We start from the raw sequence: 17,931 nt of genomic DNA on the forward strand, positions 1-17,931 counted from the left end.
TCCGCCTTCACACCCGGAGACGGACCATGACCGCACAGACCCGCTTCCAGACCCTGGACAGCAGACTGGAAGCTCTTCTGCCCCCCATCGACGGCGTCGAACCTAGCCTGGATATCGTCGTCGAACAGCTTTGGCCGAACCTCTCGATCACTGCACGCACACTGTATTTCGGCACGCATCACCTGCTGCAGCTCGTGGGTTTCCACCTCTTCGACGGCGGCACGTTCCGCGTGCCCACCGGTAGCCAGCCGCGCCATGCCAGCTATCCGGTGCTCAATTTGCCCGTAGATTTCGCCAGCCATATCGACCGCTTCTGCAAGACCATTCGCCAAGACCTGCATGCCCGCCTGGCCAGCTACTGGCTGGAGCGCGACAGCAAAGGACTGACCCGTCTGATTCGACTGGCCTCCCATTACCGGGACCAGCTGGATGCGGAGATTCGCCTGCGCAGCACCGACCAGACCCTGTCGCCAGGGCATGCACAGCTGCTCAGGACCTGCCTGATGCTGCCGCGGCCCTGGCAGCGCCGGCATCTGCCCGTCACATCACGGCCGCAAACCTATCGCCTGCTGCTTGCCAGCACCGCCCCCAACTGGCGCTGCCATGTGCCAGGTTTTCTGGTGCTCACCGAACAAGGGCCCGAAGGGCGACTGCTGGAACACGACGAGCCCGTCGGCCTGGCGCTACTGTGCAGTGTCGCCCATGGCATAGAAGCCTTCGACAGCCTTGCCGCACTCCATGCAGAGGTCTGCGAGCGCCTGGAGGACCCGCTGCAAAGCGGGCATCTGCTGGCCATGATGGTCGAGCCTGGCAACCAGCAGCAGGCCCGTCAGGCCGAACGCCTGCGCTATGACTGGTACACCGAGGACCCTGCCGAGTTTCTGGCCTTCGCCATACGCGATGCGCAAACCAGCCACCTGACTCATGCCTGGCAACAGGCCTGGGAACATGGACAACAGCGCAGTATCGAACAGCTGGATTCGGCCCTGGCCAAAGCCCTGGACATCAGGCAAACCGTTGGCAGCCGCGGCCCAATGGCCAATCGCTATGGGCTGCTACTCGAAAAACACCTGCCAAACTGGCTGCGCACAACCTCGCGCCAAGGCGTCACGCACATCATGCAGGCCATGCAGGAACAAGTGGTCGCCATTCAGGCGGCCAGTGCACCCGGCATTCTCACCTTGGAGCAGTTCCGCCAGCAGCACAGCTTGCTGAACTGGGTCAACGAGCGCCTGCGCGAATACTTGCAACGAGACCCTGGCCTGGATTACGACCCACGGGACATCTCCATCAGCGTCACGCTTGCCCGCCAGACAGGTCCAATCGTGAACCCGCTGCCAATCAGCGGTACCAGCGGCTACGTGCCGGTCGCCAGCAGGCCACAGGTCGGTGACACTATCGAAGTGATCCGCCACACCTACAGGCTCGATGAGCTGGCCTTGCTGAACATTGCCTGGTTCGATGTGGATTACTGGCTGACTGCCCGCGTCTACCTTCACGGTGACCAACCGCTACCTGCCCTGACACCGCAACGGGTCAAGGACATCGTACGGCGGCTGAATGCTGGCAGTGGCTATCAGGCCTACCTGCGCACCCAACTGCTGGATACGCCTGAGGGCCGCTGGCGCCGAGCGGCGCATGGGCAGATCACCCGCACGCGCATGAATGCCGAAGCCGTCAAGGCGCGCTATGCCAGGCACTTCCTGCCTGACACGTTCGAGCAAGGGTATGGCTGGGCCAGCACGGTGATCAGCGCGCCCGACAGCAATAACCGCCCGCACTACAACGAGCAGCAAGTCATTGCGCAGCAGCTGCTGGTACAGGGGGATACGCTGCTGGGCGTGTTGCTGCTGGTTTCACCCGAAAATTCGAAACGCATCGTGCTGTACTGCCCGGATGTACCGGACCGCCGCTTCTGGCGCGAGTACCACGACACCAAAGCGCTGATCCTCGCTGCCCGCAATGACTCGAGCTTTCAGGACTACCTGACCGGGCGGCTGCCTCAGGCCAGCGGCAAGCTGCTCGGCGCACGCCTGAAAAAAGGCCGGATCGGCGCAATCGTCACGCGTCAGACCATCACCGGCAACCTGTTCGAGGCGCTGTACCGGGCAGAAGTCAAAAGCCTGATCGCGCAAACCGACACCGCAACCCGCAGCAATGAAGAACTGCTGGGTGAGTTCTCGGTCAACGTGCTCAGGCTGGTGCTGGACCTCGTCACCTTCGTCCTGCCACAGCGGGCACTGCTCGCACTGGCGTTCGGCCGCATGGCGATCTCGATCTGGGATGGCTTCGAGGCGTTCGATCAGGACGACCATGCCGGTGCCCTGCACCATGCCGTGGCCGCCCTCGGCCATGCCTCCGCCGGCCTCAACGAAATGGCGGGTTCCAGCCTCATGCGCCGCGCAATGCGCGGGCTGCCGAAGCCACCACCGGTACCGCTGCCGCAGCGCTACCAAGTGGTACCCGACGTCGGCAGGCTACGCTACCGGATTGACTCGGTACATGGCGAAGCAGTCTATGAACAGTTGTCGGTCAACCCGGGCCTGAGCCAGTACTTCGTGCGCGACAATCAGGGCCATTATTTCAATGTGAGCTTTGACGGCAGCCGCTGGCGCGCCACCGATCCGGACCAGCCTTATGCGTATCTGAAGCTGCCGATCACGCGCAGCCAGAACGGCAGCTGGATCGTCGATTCAGCTGTGCATTGGCATGAGGGGTTGCCCGATATTGCGCAGCTGCTTGGCCAATGCCGGCTGGAGCCGCGCCTGGATGGCGTTGCCGATGAGCACGAAAACCATCTGTTCAGCCATGGCAGCACGTTGTACCTGCAGCTGCTGAGCCACCAGTTGCCGGTACGCCGCCACTTGCTGCCTGGGCACTACCACCTGGTCTTGCCCGCCGGGCTCAGCGGCACGGTACCCGCCTGGGCAGTGCTGCGCCGCGCACACGACGCATGGCAGATCCGCGTGCGCCAGCCCGGTCGCGGCAGCGACTGGCTGGCGCTGCCAGAGGATTACTCGCCGAGCCGCGGCAACAGCCTGTCCAAGCGCTGATGCAGGGCGCTGCCACTCGGCCAGTTGCGCAGCAACCGCGCCCGGTCACGCGCGTAGGCCGGCGCGAAGCTGAGCTGGGTGGCGTGCTGGCACATGGCATCGAGGTCGATCAGCGACCACTGGCCGTTGTGCCAGAACAGGTTGTGCCCCTTGAAGTCGCCATGGCTGATGCGCTCGCGAATCAATTGCTGCATCACGTGGACCAGGGCATCGACCTGTTCTTCCGGTGCGTCGCCGTTCTCCACGTAGGGCGCGAAGCAGGCGGTCAGGTCCGGGCCATCGACAAACTCGGTGACCAGGTAGGCACGGCTGCGCAAGCCCATCACTCGCTGTTCCAGCACCGCCAACGGGCGTGGCGTGGCGATGTCGAGAAACTCCAGGCGCAGCCCTTCGATCCAGGAGTGCCAGGCCCGGCTCGGGCGCCAGAAGCGCTTGAACCAGTGCGCAGTGTTCTTGATGTTGTAGCGCTTGAGCACGAGTTGGCGACCGTTCACCTCGATGCGCGCCACGCTGGCCGCGCCACCGGTCTTGTACAGGTGGCCCTTGTCGATCAGCGTATCGGCTTGCTCCAGGACCGGCAGCATGGCGCCCACCTCACTGCGGCGAATCGCGCGCAGGCCTGACAGGCTGCGCTCGACGCTGAACAGGCTGCACTCGCGACCGGCCTTTTCCAGGTAGTCCTTCTGCCGCCAGCTGCGCACCTTGTCCACCTGCTTCTGCAGCGCTTCCATCGGCAGCGCATGCTCGGCGTTGGCCAGCAGGTAGTGCACCAGCAGCTCTTCGATGAACGGCTCCAGGCGCTTGGGCAACTGGGCGAAGAACACCCCGAGGTTTTCCAGCACACGTGGCCGCGACAACTGCTGGCCGGGCGTCTCGGCCTTGATGCCGGCACCGTCGATCAGGTACAGCTTGCCGCCATGGCGCAGCAGGTTGTCCAGGTGCAGGTCTTCCTGCCACAGGCCATGCGCATGCATCTGTGCCACGGCGGTGAGTGCTTCACCCAGTACCAGGTGCTGCTCGTCAGCCAGCACCGGCAGGCTTTCTACCGAAGCCCAGGCATCGGCCAGGCTTTCGGCGCCATCGAGGAATTCGAACAGCAGCCAGCCGCCCTCGCCTTCCTTGAGGCCGTCGGCGAGCAGTTGTGGCGTGGTCAGGCCTTCTTTGGCCAGCAGCTTCACGCCATCCAGTTCGCGCTGGAAATGCCGTGCCGCGCTGGCGCCGACGAGCAGCTTGGCCAGCACCGGGGTGCCGCGCCAGATGCCGGCGCCGACATAACGCTGGCCGGGCAGCACCCGCAACAGGCTGAGCAGTTGCAGGTCAGCCGTGCCGGCGGCGTCGGCCAAGGTAATGCTCAATGGCAGAGACGGGCTGCGCCCGGCGTCTTTGAGTTCGGACAAACGCATCAGCGGGCCTCTTTTTCACGACGGCGTTGCGTCAGGCGTTGCAGCCAGGTATCGACCAGGGCGCTGTTGGCAGGCTGCTGCAGGTAGGCGGCCAGCAGCTGGCGCACCTGCGCCTCGCTCCAGGCACGGGCACGGCGCAGCAGCGGCTCCAGATCGCGCAGGCGGTCACGCATGCCAAACAGCAGCGGCCGGGTCTTTTCCAGGTCGATCAGCTGCGCTTCCCAGCCTTCGCGGCGTTGGCGCAGGAAGATGTGTTTGGGATAGAAGCAGCCGTGCACCTGGCCGGCAGCGTGCAGGGTGCGCGCCAGCTGGCCGCACGCCTTGAGGATGCCCGCCCGGGCGTCATCGGCGAGCTGCGGCCACTGGGCCAGCAGACCCTCCAGGTCGCTCCATTCGTCCAGCGCACGGGTCATCAGGATCGCCCGGTGCTGGCCGTTCTGCTTGCGCTCGCCGTAGAACACGGCCTGCAAGGCCGGGATGCGCAGCTTCTGGTAGCGGCTGATATTGCGAAATTCGCGGGCGAAGGTCGGTTCGCCAAACGGCCGGTGCAAGGTGCGGGTCAGGTAATCGCTCTGGCGCTTGAGGTAATAGCCCTTGCCTTCAAGTTCCAGGCGGTAAACGCTACTCCAGCCGCCGCGGCCAGTGTTGGGTTCGTCCACGGCGTCGAGCTGCAGCGCCCACAGCGCCTCGAAGTCGTTCAGGCCATGGCGTTTGAGCAGCGCGACGTCCGCGCTGGCCAGGTAATCGGTCATTCCCTTCCCTCGAAGAAGCTCAGCACCTGACGAATGCGCCGTTTGTCGCGCACATTCAGGCGCTGACGCCCACGGTACTGCAGGTAGAAGCGCAGGCGCTGGGTCGCCGACAGGTGATATTTGGCCACCTTGTCCAGGCATGCCAGGTCTTTGATCATGCGGTGGCGCCACATGAAGCCGCGCCAGAAGTCGCCGGTCGGGCAGTCGATGAAGAATAGCGTGCCCATGTCATCGACCAGCAGGTTGCGCCACTTCAGGTCGTTGTGAGCGAAACGGTGTTCATGCATCACCCGGGTGTGGCGCGCCAGCTGGCGGCTCAGCTTGTCGACCCAGGCGCGGTCGGCCAGGCGCGGGTCATTGCGCTCGGCCAAGGCCGAGAGGTCTTCGGTGCGTGGCAGTTCGCGGGTGATCATCGCGCCTCGGCCAAAGGCCAGGCCTTTGCGCTCAAGGCCCCAGGCCACCACTTCGGCAGTGGGAATTTCCCACTTGGCGAACTGCTTGAGGTTCTGCCATTCGGCCTTGATGCGTGGCCGGCCCAGGTAGCGGCGCATGTGCTTGCCGGCGCCGGTGTAGCGCTTGACGTAGTAGTTGACTCCGTCACGCTCGATGCGGATGACCTCGCTGAGCGGGTCACGCGTGAGGCGTTCGCCCTTGAGGGCAAAGACCGCATCAAGGCTGCCGAAGTCCGACGCCAGATGTTCGTAGCCAGGCGCCAGTGTCCAACCCGCCATCAGAGTGCATCCCCATAGCGTTGCTTGCGATCGTAGAGTTTCTGCGCCTTGCGTTCGAGCCAGGCGAGCAGCGCGGCCTCCTCGACCAGAACCTGGCGCAACGGGCGCTGGAAATAACCGCGCAGGAAGCGCAGCTTGTCGCGTTGGGTCAGGCCGATATCCAGCGCCGAGAAGTACAGCGCGGCCAGGTCCTTGTCGCGCCAGCGCCGGCTGATTTTCGCCCGGGTCTGCGCGCGATGCAGGTCAATCACCGACAGTTTGAAGTCTTCCGGCGTCACCGGCCGGTCAGTGTGCAGCAGGAAATGGCAAATGTAGCAGTCGCGGTGGTTGACCCCGGCGCGGTGCATACCGCCGGTCATCTTCGCCACTTCAGCGATCAGCGCGTGCTTCAGGCGTGGCTCGGGCGGATGCTTGACCCAGTCGATGCTGAAGTCTTCCAGGCTGATGGTCGGCGCCAGCTCTTCGGTGATGATGAACGAGTGCTGGCTGGCCGGGTTGCTGCCACGCTCGCCATAGGCGACGGCGGTCATGGTCGGCACGCCCACTTCATGCAGGCGCTGGATGGCCTGCCATTCCTGGCCGGCACCGAGTACCGGCAGTTTGGCGGTGAGCAGGTTCTTGAAGATCTCGCCCCAGCCGATGCCGCGGTGGATCTTGACGAAAAAGCCTTCGCCGTCGACCTCGGTACGCAGCGTGCGGCGGCCTTCGAGCTCGCGATAGACCTCGCCTTGCAGCGCTTCCACGGCATCGAAGGCATCACGCCCGGCCCACAGGCGCTTGAAGGGCTCGGCCAATATCAGCTTCATGGGTTCTCCTGCCCCAGGATCACATCGGCAGCACGCTGCGGCATGCTGTACAGGTCGGCGCTGTCGGCAAAGGCCAGGCCATTGCGCGACCAGTCGGCGCGGGCCTGCGGGTCTTCGAGCATGCGCTGCAGGTAGCCATTGAGCTGTTCTTGTTCGAACGGCTCGTCCAGTACCAGGCCGCTGTCGGCCTCGGCGATGTAATGGGCATAACCACAGACCTTGGACACCAGCACCGGCAGGCCGGCTACCAATGCCTCGAGCAGCACCGTGCCAGTGTTCTCGTTGTAGGCCGGATGGATCAGCAGGTCGGCGCCCAGCAGGAACCGCGGGATGTCGCTGCGGCCCTTGAGGAACTGCACCTGCTCGCCCAGGCCCAGTGTGGCGCTCTGCAGCTGGAAGACCTTGGGGTCGTCCTGGCCGATGACCATCAATTTCGTGCGCTTGCGCAGCGCCGAAGGCAGTGCGGCCAGCGCCTTGAGGCTGCGGTCGACGCCCTTGGTCTTGAAGCCCGAACCGATCTGCACCAGCAGCAGGTCGTCATCGCCCAGGTTGAATTCCTTGCGGAACTCGGCGCGGATTTCGGCGGCATTGGCCGGCGCGCGGCGGTCCTGGGAGATGCCTGGCGGCAGCAGGTGGAAGCGTTCCACGGGGGTGCCGTAGTGCTTGATGAACAGCGGCTGCTGCACTTCGGAAATCATCAGTACTTCGGTGCGCGCGTCCTTGGCGAACACGGCCCGCTCGTACTCGGCGAAGTGCCGGTAACGGCCCCAGCGGCGGTACAGGCCGCCACGCAGGGTCTGTGCCTTGTCTTCGAAGCAGCCGTCGGCGGCGTAGTACACGTCCAGCCCCGGCATCTTGTTGAAGCCGATCAGGCGGTCGACCGGGCGCTTGGCCAGGTCCGCTTCCATCCAGGCGCTGAGTTTCTCGTTGCGCCGGTGGTTGAAGATCGCCTTGACCGGCGCCACCAGCACCTCGAAGCCCGGCGGAATGTCACCCTCCCAGATCAGCGTGTACACGCGGATCTGGTGGCCCCGCTTCTGGCACTCCAGGGCAATGCGCATGAAATCGCGCTGCAGCCCGCCGAAGGGGAAGTATTTGTAAAGCACGAAAGCCAGTTGCATCAACGAACATCCTCAGCCAGCAGCAGCGCGCTCAGGCGGCTCGCTACATGCTCGGGATTCAGGCGAGTGAAGCACAGCGGCCACTCGCGTTTCAGATCGAACCGGCGCTGGTCGTCAGCGCTCGGTTTGTAGGTGCACTTCTTCTGCAGGCACGGTGCACATGGGAAATCGCTGGCCTGATGGACCTGCACGCGGCCGTAGGCACCGGTCAGGCCCGGGTTGGTCGGGCCGAACAGCGAAATGGTCGGCACATCCAGCGCTGCAGCCAGGTGGCCGAGGCCGGTATCCACCGCCACACAGGCCTTGGCCGCCGCCAGCACACGGGCGACGCCGGCAAGGTTCAATTTGGGGAGCACCTGGCAGTTGTTCAAGCCCTGGGCGATGCGCTCGGCGCGAGCCTTCTCGGCCGGGTTGCCCCACGGCAGGCGTACCTGCAGCTTGCGCCGGCCCAGGCGCTCGGCCAGTTCGCGCCAGTAGGCTTCGGGCCAGTGCTTGGTCGCCCAGGTCGTGCCGTGCAGGAACACCACGTAAGGCGCAGCCGGCGGCAGTTGCAGGCGGTCGAGGTCGAGGCCGTAGTGGCCGATGCCTTCCGGCAGGTCGTAGGCCAGGGCCATGGCGAACAGCTGGCGCACACGTTCAACGGCGTGCTGGCCGACGGCAACCGACAGCGGCCGGTCATAGAAGCGGCTGGCCCAGCCTTCACGGGCCGAGTATCGGTCCAGGCCGGCGACCGGCGCCTTGACATAGCGGGTCAGCCAGGCCGACTTGACCAGGCCCTGGGCATCGATCACCAGGTCATACTTGCGCTCGCGAACGCGCTGCTTGAACGCCTTCCACTCGCCACTCTTGATGGTCTGCCAGATATTCTTGCGCCAGCGGCGGATCGCCACCGGGATGACCTGGTCGACCGCCGGGTGCCAGCTGGGGATCTCGGCGAAGCCTTCTTCCACCACCCAGTCGAAGCGGATGCCCGGGATGGCGTGGGCGGCGTCGGTAAGCGCCGGCAGGGTGTGGATCACGTCACCCAGCGACGAGGTCTTGATGATCAGTACCCGCACTTAGTCGACCTCGGCCACGGTATCGATCAGGTTCGGACCACCCAGGCTGTGCAGGGCGGCGATGACTTTGCCGGGCTCGAGCAGGCGCAGGCAGTTGTAATGGCCGAAGCGGCAGGTGCGGTCGAAACACGGGCTGCACTCGATGCCGGTGCGCACCACTTCCACCTGTTCGGCCAGTGGCGGCGTGAAGCCTGGCGAGGTGGAGCCGTACACCGCGACCAGCGGGCGGTTCAGCGCGGCAGCCACGTGCATCAGGCCGGAATCGTTGGAGACCACGGCATCGGCGCAGGACATCAGGTCGATGGCCTCGGCCAGCGAGGTTTCGCCCGCCAGGTTGTACGACTCTTCACGCAAGCCCGGGATCAGGCGATCGCGGATCTGCTCGCCAACCGGGTGATCGTTCTTCGAGCCGAACAGCCACACCTGCCAGCCTTGGCGGATCATCGCATCGGCCACGGCGGCATAGTGCTCGCTCGGCCAGCGCTTGGCCTCGCCGAATTCGGCGCCTGGGCACAACGCCAGCACCGGGCGGTCCAGCGCCAGCCCAAACTTGGCCATTGCGGCTTCACGGCTGTGCGCTTCGATCTGCAGGCTCGGCCGCGGATACGGCTGCGGCAGCTCGGCACCGGGCGCGTAGGCCAGGGCCATGAAGCGCTCGATCATCAGCGGGTAACGGGCTTTGTCCAGCTTGCGCACGTCGTTGAGCAGGCCGAAACGCATTTCGCCGCGCCAACCGGTGCGCTTGGGGATGCCGGCAAAGAACGGCACCAGCGCCGACTTCAGCGAGTTGGGCAGCAGAATGGCCTGGTCGTACTGACCGGCCAGGGACTTGCCGATGCGCCGCCGCGTGGCCAGCTCCAGCGCGCCGTGGCCGAGCGGGAAGCTCAAGGCCTGGCGCACTTCGGGCATGCGTTCGAGGATCGGCCGGCTCCACTCGGGCGCCAGCACGTCGATCACGCAGTCGGGGTGCTGCTGTTTCAGGCACTGGAACAGGGTCTGCGCCATCACCATGTCGCCGACCCAGCTGGGGCCAATGATCAGTATTCTCATGCTTAGTCCAGAAACGCTCAGGGAGGCTACAGGCTGCATACAGCCTGGCCTCCCCTCTTTATATTCAGGCTATGTGGCGGACAGTGTACCACTCAGGCATATCCGTCGCTGATTGCAGCCCCTGTGGGAGCGGGTTTACCCGCGAACACCGGCGAAGCCGGTGCCAAGCACCGCGCGGCCTTCTTCGCGGGTGAACCCGCTCCCACAGGGTTGGCGGGGCCTTCAGGTAAGGCCCAATTCACCCCAGATCCGCCGCACTTCGCGGCGCTCATCGGCAAACTGCGCCGCATCGATCACCCCGGCCTGCTTCTGCAGGGCCTGGCGGTGCGACGCCGAGCGGAACGCCTTGTACACTTCACGCAACAGCACCGCGTCACTGGCCGGCATCAATCCTGCCTGCTCCAGCTCTTCCAGAATGCGGATGTTATCGGTCCATCGGAGTATGGCCGGGTGCTCGTGAGACCAGGCCAAAGCGGCGTATTGCACCATAAATTCGATATCGACGATACCGCCGGCATCCTGCTTGATATCGAACGCCACACCGGCATCGAAGGCATTGGCTGCGGTACCGGCGGCCGTGGCCTTGGTGCCGAGGTTGTCGCGCATCTTGGCGCGCATCTCGCTCACTTCGCTGCGCAACTTGCCCAGGTCGCGGGCCTGGCCCAGGACCTTGGCCCGCACGCCCTCGAACGCCTTCGCCACCTGTTTGCAGCCCACCAGCACACGGGCGCGTACCAGGGCCTGATGCTCCCAGGTCCAGGCCTCGCTCTGCTGGTAGCGTTCGAACGCCCCCAGCGAGCTGACCAGCAGCCCCGCCGCGCCGGACGGGCGCAGGCGCATGTCGACATCGTACAGCTGGCCGGAGTTGGTCTGGGTGGTCAGCAGGTGGATGATGCGCTGGCCCAGGCGGGTGAAGAACTGTGCACTGTCGATCGGCTTGGCGCCGTCGGTTTCCGCTTGCGGGTCGCCATCATGAATGAACACCAGGTCCAGGTCCGAACCATGGCCCAGCTCCAGACCACCGACCTTGCCATAGCCGATGATGATGAAGCCCGGGTCGCACAGGCTGCCGTCGCTGCGCTTGGGCTGGCCATGGCGGGCCACGGTCTGGCGCCAGGCCAGGGCCAGCACCTGATCGAGAATGGCTTCGGCCAGCCAGGTCAGGTAGTCGCTGACTTTCATCAACGGCAGGTTGCCGCTGATTTCCGACGCCGCCACACGCAGGCTGTGGGCCAGCTTGAAGTGGCGCAGCGCTTCCATCTGCTGTTCCAGGTCGTCCTCGGGGATGCGCGTCAGCCGCTCGCGCAATTCGGCGGCCAGCTCCGGCGCCAGCGGCGGGCTGAACAGGCGCCCTTCGTTGAGCAGCTCATCGAGCAGCAACGGGTAGCGGGCGATCTGCTCGGCGATCCACGGGCTGGCCGCGCACAGGGTCAGCAAACGCCGCAGGGCACCTGGGTTTTCGGTGAGCAGCACCAGATAGGCCGAACGCCGCGCCACGGCTTCGACCAGCGGTAGCACGCGCTCCAGCACCAGGTCCGGGTTGTCGTGCTCCACGGCCTGGGCCAGCAAGCGTGGAATAAAGGCGTCAAGGCGCTCGCGGCCAATGCGCTGCATCGAGCGCAGCTGCGGGCTGGCGCGCAGCCCGGCCAGGCGGCGCAGGGCTTCGGCCGGCTGCTTGAAGCCGGCCTCTTGCAGCTGGCGACCCGCTGCATCTTCATCCTGGGCCTGTTCCCACAGCGGCGACCACTCGCCGCCCACCACCAGCTCGCCTTCGCCTTCGTCTTCATCCGGGTCGGCGATAACCTGGCGGAAGTGCCAGTCGACCCGACCGCGCCAGTACATCAGTTGATCGTGGAAGCTCTGCCAGTCGGCAAAGCCGAGGATATAGGCGACACGCTCACGGTCGAGCTCGCTGTCTGGCAGCATCTGCGTCTGGCGGTCGGCGATAGCCTGGATGGCGTGCTCGGTGTAACGCAGGAACTCATACCCTTCGCGCAACTCTGCCACCACTGCCGGCGGCAGGTAGCCCTGGCCTTCCAGGGTCGCCAGCACCTTGAGCAGCGGCCGCTGCTGCAGGCTCAGGTCACGCCCGCCGTGGATCAGCTGGAAAGCCTGGGCGATGAACTCGACCTCACGGATACCCCCCGCACCCAGCTTGATGTTGTCGGCCATGCCCTTGCGCCGCACTTCCTGCTGGATCAGCTGCTTCATGGTGCGCAGCGCTTCGATCGCCGAGAAGTCCAGGTAGCGCCGGTATACGAACGGCCGCAGCATTTCCTGCAGTTGCGCGCCCGCCGCCTGGTCACCGGCCACTACCCGCGCCTTGATCATCGCGTAGCGTTCCCAGTCGCGGCCCTGGTCCTGGTAGTACTGCTCCAGCGCATTGAAGCTGAGCACCAGGGCGCCGGCCGAGCCGTAGGGGCGCAGGCGCATGTCGACGCGGAACACGAAGCCGTCGACGGTGACCGGGTCCAGCGCCTTGATCAGGCGCTGGCCCAGGCGGGTGAAGAACTCCTGGTTTTCCAGCGAGCGCTTGACCCCTTCGGTTTCGCCACCTTCGGGAAAGGCAAAGATCAGGTCGATGTCCGACGACAGGTTCAGTTCCACCGCGCCCAGCTTGCCCATGCCCAGCACCACCATGTGCTGCGGCTGGCCGCTGCGGTTGCCGATCGGCGTGCCGAACTGCTGGCAGTGGCGCGGGTACAGCCACTGGTAGGCTTCATCGATGGCGGCATCAGCGAGGTCGGACAGGTCGCGGCAGGTCTCGCCCAGCTCGGCCTGACGGGTGATGTCGCGCCAGATGATGCGCAGTTGCTGGCGGTTGCGCTCGCGGCGCAGGTTGCGCGCCAGCTCGTCCTCGCTCTGCGCGGCCTGGGCTGCGGCGGCGATTTGCCCGCGCAGCTCGCCCGGGGCGTAACGGCGGTCCAGTTCACCACTGGCGATCAGGGCAAACAGCATGGCCGGCTCACGCTGGGCCAGGCCAAGCACGAAGTCACTGGCAGCGGCTACCTGATCGAACTGTTGCCGGTGCAGCGGGGTCCAGGTTTGCAGGTCGAGCTCAGCGCGGCCTGCCACGGCATCGTTGAGAAACTGCTGGTTGCGAACGACCAGCGGTTGCAGGGAAGCAGGCAGTTCGAGCGGCAAAGGTAGGCGCATGGTCTATCCTTGATCGGCGTGAAATGGAGGGGAAAAAGCGGCCAAGAGGTAGCCGGACCACGGTTGGACTGTCATACAAAAGTTGGAAATAGCTGAAAAAAACGAATCATTGGCAAGAAACATCAAGATCCACCCGTTCGCTGCACACCGCCAACCAACATGAACGTTTTTCCTCACAAGCCAAGGTGCGACCAAACGTCGCATTTGTGTAGTTTTACTACTACCCATGACGTGCAAAAGCATGAAATGCCGAAGCAAATGTAGTAAAACTACACGGCGCCGGGAGACACCCCGGTAATCCAAGAATTCACGACGTCTGCCCATAAGGCCAGTCGCAAACTCAGGCCCCCGATTCTGGTGGCCTTTCCGCCCTGGAGCAAGCCATGCAAGACCTCGATCCAATCGAAACCCAGGAATGGCTGGATGCCCTGGAGTCGGTCCTCGACAAAGAAGGCGAAGACCGCGCTCATTACCTGATGACCCGCATGGGCGAGCTGGCCACCCGCAGTGGCTCTCAGCTGCCGTACGCAATCACCACGCCATACCGCAACACCATCCCTGTCACCCACGAAGCACGCATGCCTGGCGACCTGTTCATGGAACGCCGCATTCGCTCGATGGTGCGTTGGAACGCGCTGGCCATGGTGATGCGCACCAACCTGAAGGACTCGGACCTGGGCGGCCACATCTCCAGCTTCGCTTCCAGTGCCACCCTGTACGACATCGGTTTCAACTACTTCTTCCAGGCACCGACCGAAGAACATGGTGGCGACCTGATCTTCTTCCAGGGCCACGCATCGCCAGGCGTCTACGCCCGTGCCTTCATGGAAGGGCGCATCAACGAAGACCAGATGAACAACTTCCGCCAGGAAGTGGACGGCAACGGCCTGTCTTCGTACCCGCACCCATGGCTGATGCCTGACTTCTGGCAGTTCCCGACCGTTTCGATGGGTCTGGGCCCGATCCAGGCCATCTACCAGGCACGCTTCATGAAGTACCTGGAAGCCCGTGGCTTCATCCCGGCCGGCAAGCAGAAGGTCTGGTGCTTCATGGGCGACGGCGAGTGTGACGAGCCGGAATCCCTGGGTGCAATCGCCCTGGCTGGCCGCGAGAAGCTGGACAACCTGATCTTCGTCATCAACTGCAACCTGCAGCGCCTCGACGGCCCGGTTCGCGGCAACGGCAAGATCATCCAGGAACTCGAAGGCGTGTTCCGTGGCGGTGGCTGGAACGTCAACAAGGTAGTCTGGGGCCGCTTCTGGGACCCACTGTTCGCCAAGGACACCAACGGTGCCCTGCAGCGCCGCATGGACGAAGTCATCGACGGCGAGTACCAGAACTACAAAGCCAAAGACGGCGCGTACGTTCGTGAGAACTTCTTCAACACCCCAGAGCTCAAGGCCATGGTCGAAGACCTGTCCGACGACGAGATCTGGAAGCTCAACCGTGGCGGCCACGACCCGTACAAGGTCTACGCGGCGTACCACCAGGCTGTGAACCACAAGGACCAGCCGACCGTCATCCTGGCCAAGACCATCAAGGGTTACGGTACCGGTGCCGGCGAAGCCAAGAACACCGCGCACAACACCAAGAAGGTCGACGTCGACAGCCTGCGCCACTTCCGTGACCGCTTCGACATCCCGGTCAAGGATGCCGACCTGGAGAACCTGCCGTTCTTCAAGCCGGAAGAAGGTTCTGCCGAAGCCAAGTACCTGGCCGAGCGCCGTGCTGCCCTGGGCGGCTTCGTGCCTCAGCGCCGTGCCAAGAGCTTCAGCGTGCCGACCCCGCCACTGGAAACGCTGAAAGCGATCCTGGACGGTTCGGGCGACCGCGAAATCTCCACCACCATGGCCTTCGTGCGCATCCTGGCGCAGCTGGTCAAGGACAAGGACATCGGCCAGCGCATCGTCCCGATCATTCCGGACGAAGCCCGTACCTTCGGTATGGAAGGCATGTTCCGTCAGCTGGGCATCTACTCGTCGGTCGGCCAGCTCTACGAGCCAGTCGATAAAGACCAGGTGATGTTCTACCGCGAAGACAAGAAGGGCCAGATCCTCGAGGAAGGCATCAACGAAGCCGGCGCCATGTCGTCGTTCATCGCTGCCGGTACCTCGTACAGCTGCCACAACCAGCCGATGCTGCCGTTCTACATCTTCTACTCGATGTTCGGCTTCCAGCGCATTGGCGACCTGGCCTGGGCCGCCGGCGACAGCCGTACCCGTGGCTTCCTGATCGGCGGTACCGCCGGCCGTACCACCCTCAACGGTGAAGGCCTGCAGCACGAAGACGGTCACAGCCACATGATGGCGGGCACCATCCCGAACTGCCGCACCTACGATCCGACCTACGGCTACGAGCTGGCGGTGATCATCCAGGACGGCATGAAGAAGATGACCGAAGAGCAACAGGACATCTTCTACTACATCACCGTGATGAACGAATCCTACCAGCAGCCAGCCATGCCGGCCGGTGTCGAGGAAGGCATCATCAAGGGCATGTACCTGCTGGAAGAAGACACCCGCGAAGCCGCGCACCACGTACAGCTGATGGGCTCCGGCACCATCCTGCGTGAAGTCCGCGAAGCGGCGAAGATCCTGCGTGAAGAGTTCAACGTCGGCGCCGACGTGTGGAGCGTCACCAGCTTCAACGAACTGCGTCGCGACGGCCTGGCCGTGGAGCGCGCCAACCGCCTGAAGCCTGGCCAGAAGCCACAGCAGACTTACGTCGAGCAGTGCCTGAACGGTCGCAAAGGTCCGGTCATCGCCTCTACCGACTACATGAAGCTGTTCGCAGAGCAGATTCGCCAGTGGGTACCGAGCAAAGAGTTCAAGGTCCTGGGTACCGACGGTTACGGTCGCAGCGACAGCCGCAAGAAGCTGCGTCACTTCTTCGAAGTCGACCGCCACTTCGTGGTGCTGGCTGCCCTGGAAGCCCTGGCTGACCGCGGCGAGATCGAACCCAAGGTTGTGGCTGACGCCATCGTCAAGTTCGGCATCGACCCGGACAAGCGCAACCCACTGGACTGCTGAGGAGTATTTTTAAGTGAGCGAACTCATTCGCGTACCTGACATCGGCAGCGGTGAAGGTGAAATCATCGAGCTGTTCGTCAAGGTCGGTGATCGTATCGAGGCTGACCAGAGCCTGCTGACCCTGGAGTCCGACAAGGCCTCCATGGAAATCCCGGCCCCCAAGGCCGGCGTGATCAAGGAACTGAAGGTCAAGCTGGGCGACCGCCTGAAAGAAGGCGACGAGCTGCTGGTCCTGGAAGCCGAGGGCGCCGCAGCTGCGGCCCCTGAGGCTCCGGCTCCGGCTGCCGCTCCGGCTCCAGCTGCTGCGCCAGCGCCTGCCGCCGAAGCAGCCCCTGCGCCGGCAGCAGCGCCGGCTGCCGCCAGCGTGCAGGACATCCACGTACCGGACATCGGTTCGTCGGGCAAGGCCAAGATCATCGAAGTGCTGGTCAAGGTCGGCGACACCGTCGAAGCCGACCAGTCGCTGATTACCCTGGAGTCCGACAAGGCTTCCATGGAAATCCCGTCGCCGGCTGCCGGCGTGGTCGAAGAAGTCCTGTGCAAGCTGGAAGACGAAGTCGGCACTGGCGACCTGATCTTCAAGCTGAAAGTTGCTGGCGCTGCGCCTGCTGCCGCTCCGGCACCTGCCGCTGCTGCCCCGGCCAAGGCTGAGGCTGCTCCGGCCGCCGCACCTGCCGCTGCCGCCCCGGCTGCAGCTCCAGCTCCAGCTCCGGTCGCTACCGCACCGGCTGCCGGCAGCAACGCCAAGGTTCACGCCGGCCCGGCAGTTCGCCAGCTGGCCCGTGAATTCGGCGTCGACCTGGGCGCAGTTGCCGCCACCGGTCCGCACGGCCGCATCCTGAAAGAAGACGTGCAGGTCTACGTCAAGGCGATGATGCAGAAAGCATCGGGCGCACCAGCCGCCGCTGGCGCAACCGGTGGCGCTGGCATCCCGCCGATCCCTGCCGTGGACTTCAGCAAGTTCGGTGAAGTGGAAGAAGTGGCCCTGACCCGCCTGATGCAGGTCGGTGCCGCCAACCTGCACCGCAGCTGGCTGAACGTGCCGCACGTGACCCAGTTCGACTCCGCCGACATCACCGAGCTGGAAGCCTTCCGCGTTGCGCAGAAGGCCGTGGCCGAGAAGGCTGGCGTCAAGCTGACCGTGCTGCCACTGCTGCTCAAGGCCTGCGCCTTCCTGCTCAAGGAACTGCCGGACTTCAACAGCTCGCTGGCGCCAAGCGGCAAGGCCATCATCCGCAAGAAGTACGTGCACATCGGCTTCGCCGTGGACACCCCGGACGGCCTGCTGGTCCCTGTGATCAAGAACGTCGACCAGAAGAGCCTGCTGCAACTGGCTGCCGAAGCCGCTGCGCTGGCCGAGAAGGCGCGCACCAAGAAGCTCTCGGCCGACGAGATGCAAGGTGCCTGCTTCACCATCTCCAGCCTCGGTCACATTGGCGGCACCGGCTTCACGCCGATCGTCAACGCACCGGAAGTGGCAATCCTGGGCGTCTCCAAGGCGACCATGCAGCCCGTCTGGGATGGCAAGGCCTTCCAGCCGAAGCTGATGCTGCCACTGTCGCTGTCCTACGATCACCGTGTGATCAACGGCGCTGCCGCCGCGCGCTTCACCAAGCGCCTGGGCGACGTGCTGGGCGATATCCGCACCATGCTGCTGTAAGGCGGCACACTGCCCCTCCTTGCGAGGGGCAGTACACTTTTCGAGCTGCCACGCTCGTACCTCAACCCCGCCAGTTGGCGGGGCTTTTTTTTGTCCGCCTTTAAGCGTTTTG

The 17,931-nt window shown here is 64.4% G+C and carries 11 protein-coding genes; 3 read left to right on the forward strand and 8 right to left on the reverse strand.

The features are described 5' to 3' along the window. The first annotated feature begins 26 nt into the window (after positions 1 to 26). Positions 27 to 3,053, forward strand: coding sequence for a dermonecrotic toxin domain-containing protein (locus tag OCX61_RS25360; RefSeq protein WP_261941848.1), 3,027 nt, complete (start codon positions 27 to 29; stop codon positions 3,051 to 3,053). Here OCX61_RS25360 and OCX61_RS25365 read toward each other — a convergent pair. From OCX61_RS25365 to glnE, 8 genes are all read right to left on the reverse strand, one after another. Next, positions 3,014 to 4,456, reverse strand: a complete 1,443-nt coding sequence (locus OCX61_RS25365) for a lipopolysaccharide kinase InaA family protein (protein ID WP_261941849.1) — start codon at positions 4,454 to 4,456, stop codon at positions 3,014 to 3,016. The genes OCX61_RS25360 and OCX61_RS25365 overlap by 40 nt on opposite strands. Then, positions 4,456 to 5,208, reverse strand: coding sequence for a lipopolysaccharide kinase InaA family protein (locus OCX61_RS25370; protein WP_261941850.1), 753 nt, complete (start codon positions 5,206 to 5,208; stop codon positions 4,456 to 4,458). The genes OCX61_RS25365 and OCX61_RS25370 overlap by 1 nt, the downstream gene beginning before the upstream one ends. Then, positions 5,205 to 5,939 carry a lipopolysaccharide kinase InaA family protein gene (locus OCX61_RS25375; RefSeq protein ID WP_261941851.1) on the reverse strand — a complete coding sequence of 245 codons (735 nt, stop codon included), beginning with the start codon at positions 5,937 to 5,939 and terminating at the stop codon, positions 5,205 to 5,207. Before OCX61_RS25375 ends, OCX61_RS25370 begins: the two co-directional genes overlap by 4 nt. Continuing rightward, complete coding sequence (gene rfaP / locus OCX61_RS25380) at positions 5,939 to 6,745, reverse strand: lipopolysaccharide core heptose(I) kinase RfaP (protein ID WP_261941852.1); 807 nt, start codon at positions 6,743 to 6,745, stop codon at positions 5,939 to 5,941. Before rfaP ends, OCX61_RS25375 begins: the two co-directional genes overlap by 1 nt. Next, positions 6,742 to 7,866 (reverse strand): glycosyltransferase family 4 protein, encoded by a 1,125-nt coding sequence (locus tag OCX61_RS25385; RefSeq protein ID WP_261941853.1) that lies wholly within the window; start codon positions 7,864 to 7,866, stop codon positions 6,742 to 6,744. Before OCX61_RS25385 ends, rfaP begins: the two co-directional genes overlap by 4 nt. Then, complete coding sequence (gene waaC, locus OCX61_RS25390; protein WP_261941854.1) at positions 7,866 to 8,924, reverse strand: lipopolysaccharide heptosyltransferase I; 1,059 nt, start codon at positions 8,922 to 8,924, stop codon at positions 7,866 to 7,868. The genes OCX61_RS25385 and waaC overlap by 1 nt, the downstream gene beginning before the upstream one ends. After that, positions 8,925 to 9,974, reverse strand: coding sequence for a lipopolysaccharide heptosyltransferase II (gene waaF / locus OCX61_RS25395; protein WP_085676287.1), 1,050 nt, complete (start codon positions 9,972 to 9,974; stop codon positions 8,925 to 8,927). It lies immediately after the preceding gene. Positions 9,975 to 10,196: 222 nt separating this feature from the next. Then, positions 10,197 to 13,130: a bifunctional [glutamate--ammonia ligase]-adenylyl-L-tyrosine phosphorylase/[glutamate--ammonia-ligase] adenylyltransferase gene (gene glnE, locus OCX61_RS25400; RefSeq protein ID WP_261941855.1), complete on the reverse strand. Its 2,934-nt coding sequence runs from the start codon at positions 13,128 to 13,130 to the stop codon at positions 10,197 to 10,199. A gap of 383 nt (positions 13,131 to 13,513) precedes the next feature. Here glnE and aceE point away from each other — a divergent pair, with 383 nt between their 5' ends. Then, positions 13,514 to 16,159 (forward strand): pyruvate dehydrogenase (acetyl-transferring), homodimeric type, encoded by a 2,646-nt coding sequence (aceE, locus tag OCX61_RS25405; RefSeq protein WP_261941856.1) that lies wholly within the window; start codon positions 13,514 to 13,516, stop codon positions 16,157 to 16,159. Positions 16,160 to 16,172: 13 nt separating this feature from the next. Continuing rightward, entirely contained in the window at positions 16,173 to 17,819 is a 1,647-nt protein-coding gene (gene aceF, locus OCX61_RS25410) for a dihydrolipoyllysine-residue acetyltransferase (protein ID WP_261941857.1), read from the forward strand. The last annotated feature ends 112 nt before the right edge of the window (positions 17,820 to 17,931 follow it).

It is taken from the genome of Pseudomonas sp. LRP2-20 (assembly GCF_024349685.1).
In the GTDB taxonomy this organism is placed as follows: domain Bacteria; phylum Pseudomonadota; class Gammaproteobacteria; order Pseudomonadales; family Pseudomonadaceae; genus Aquipseudomonas.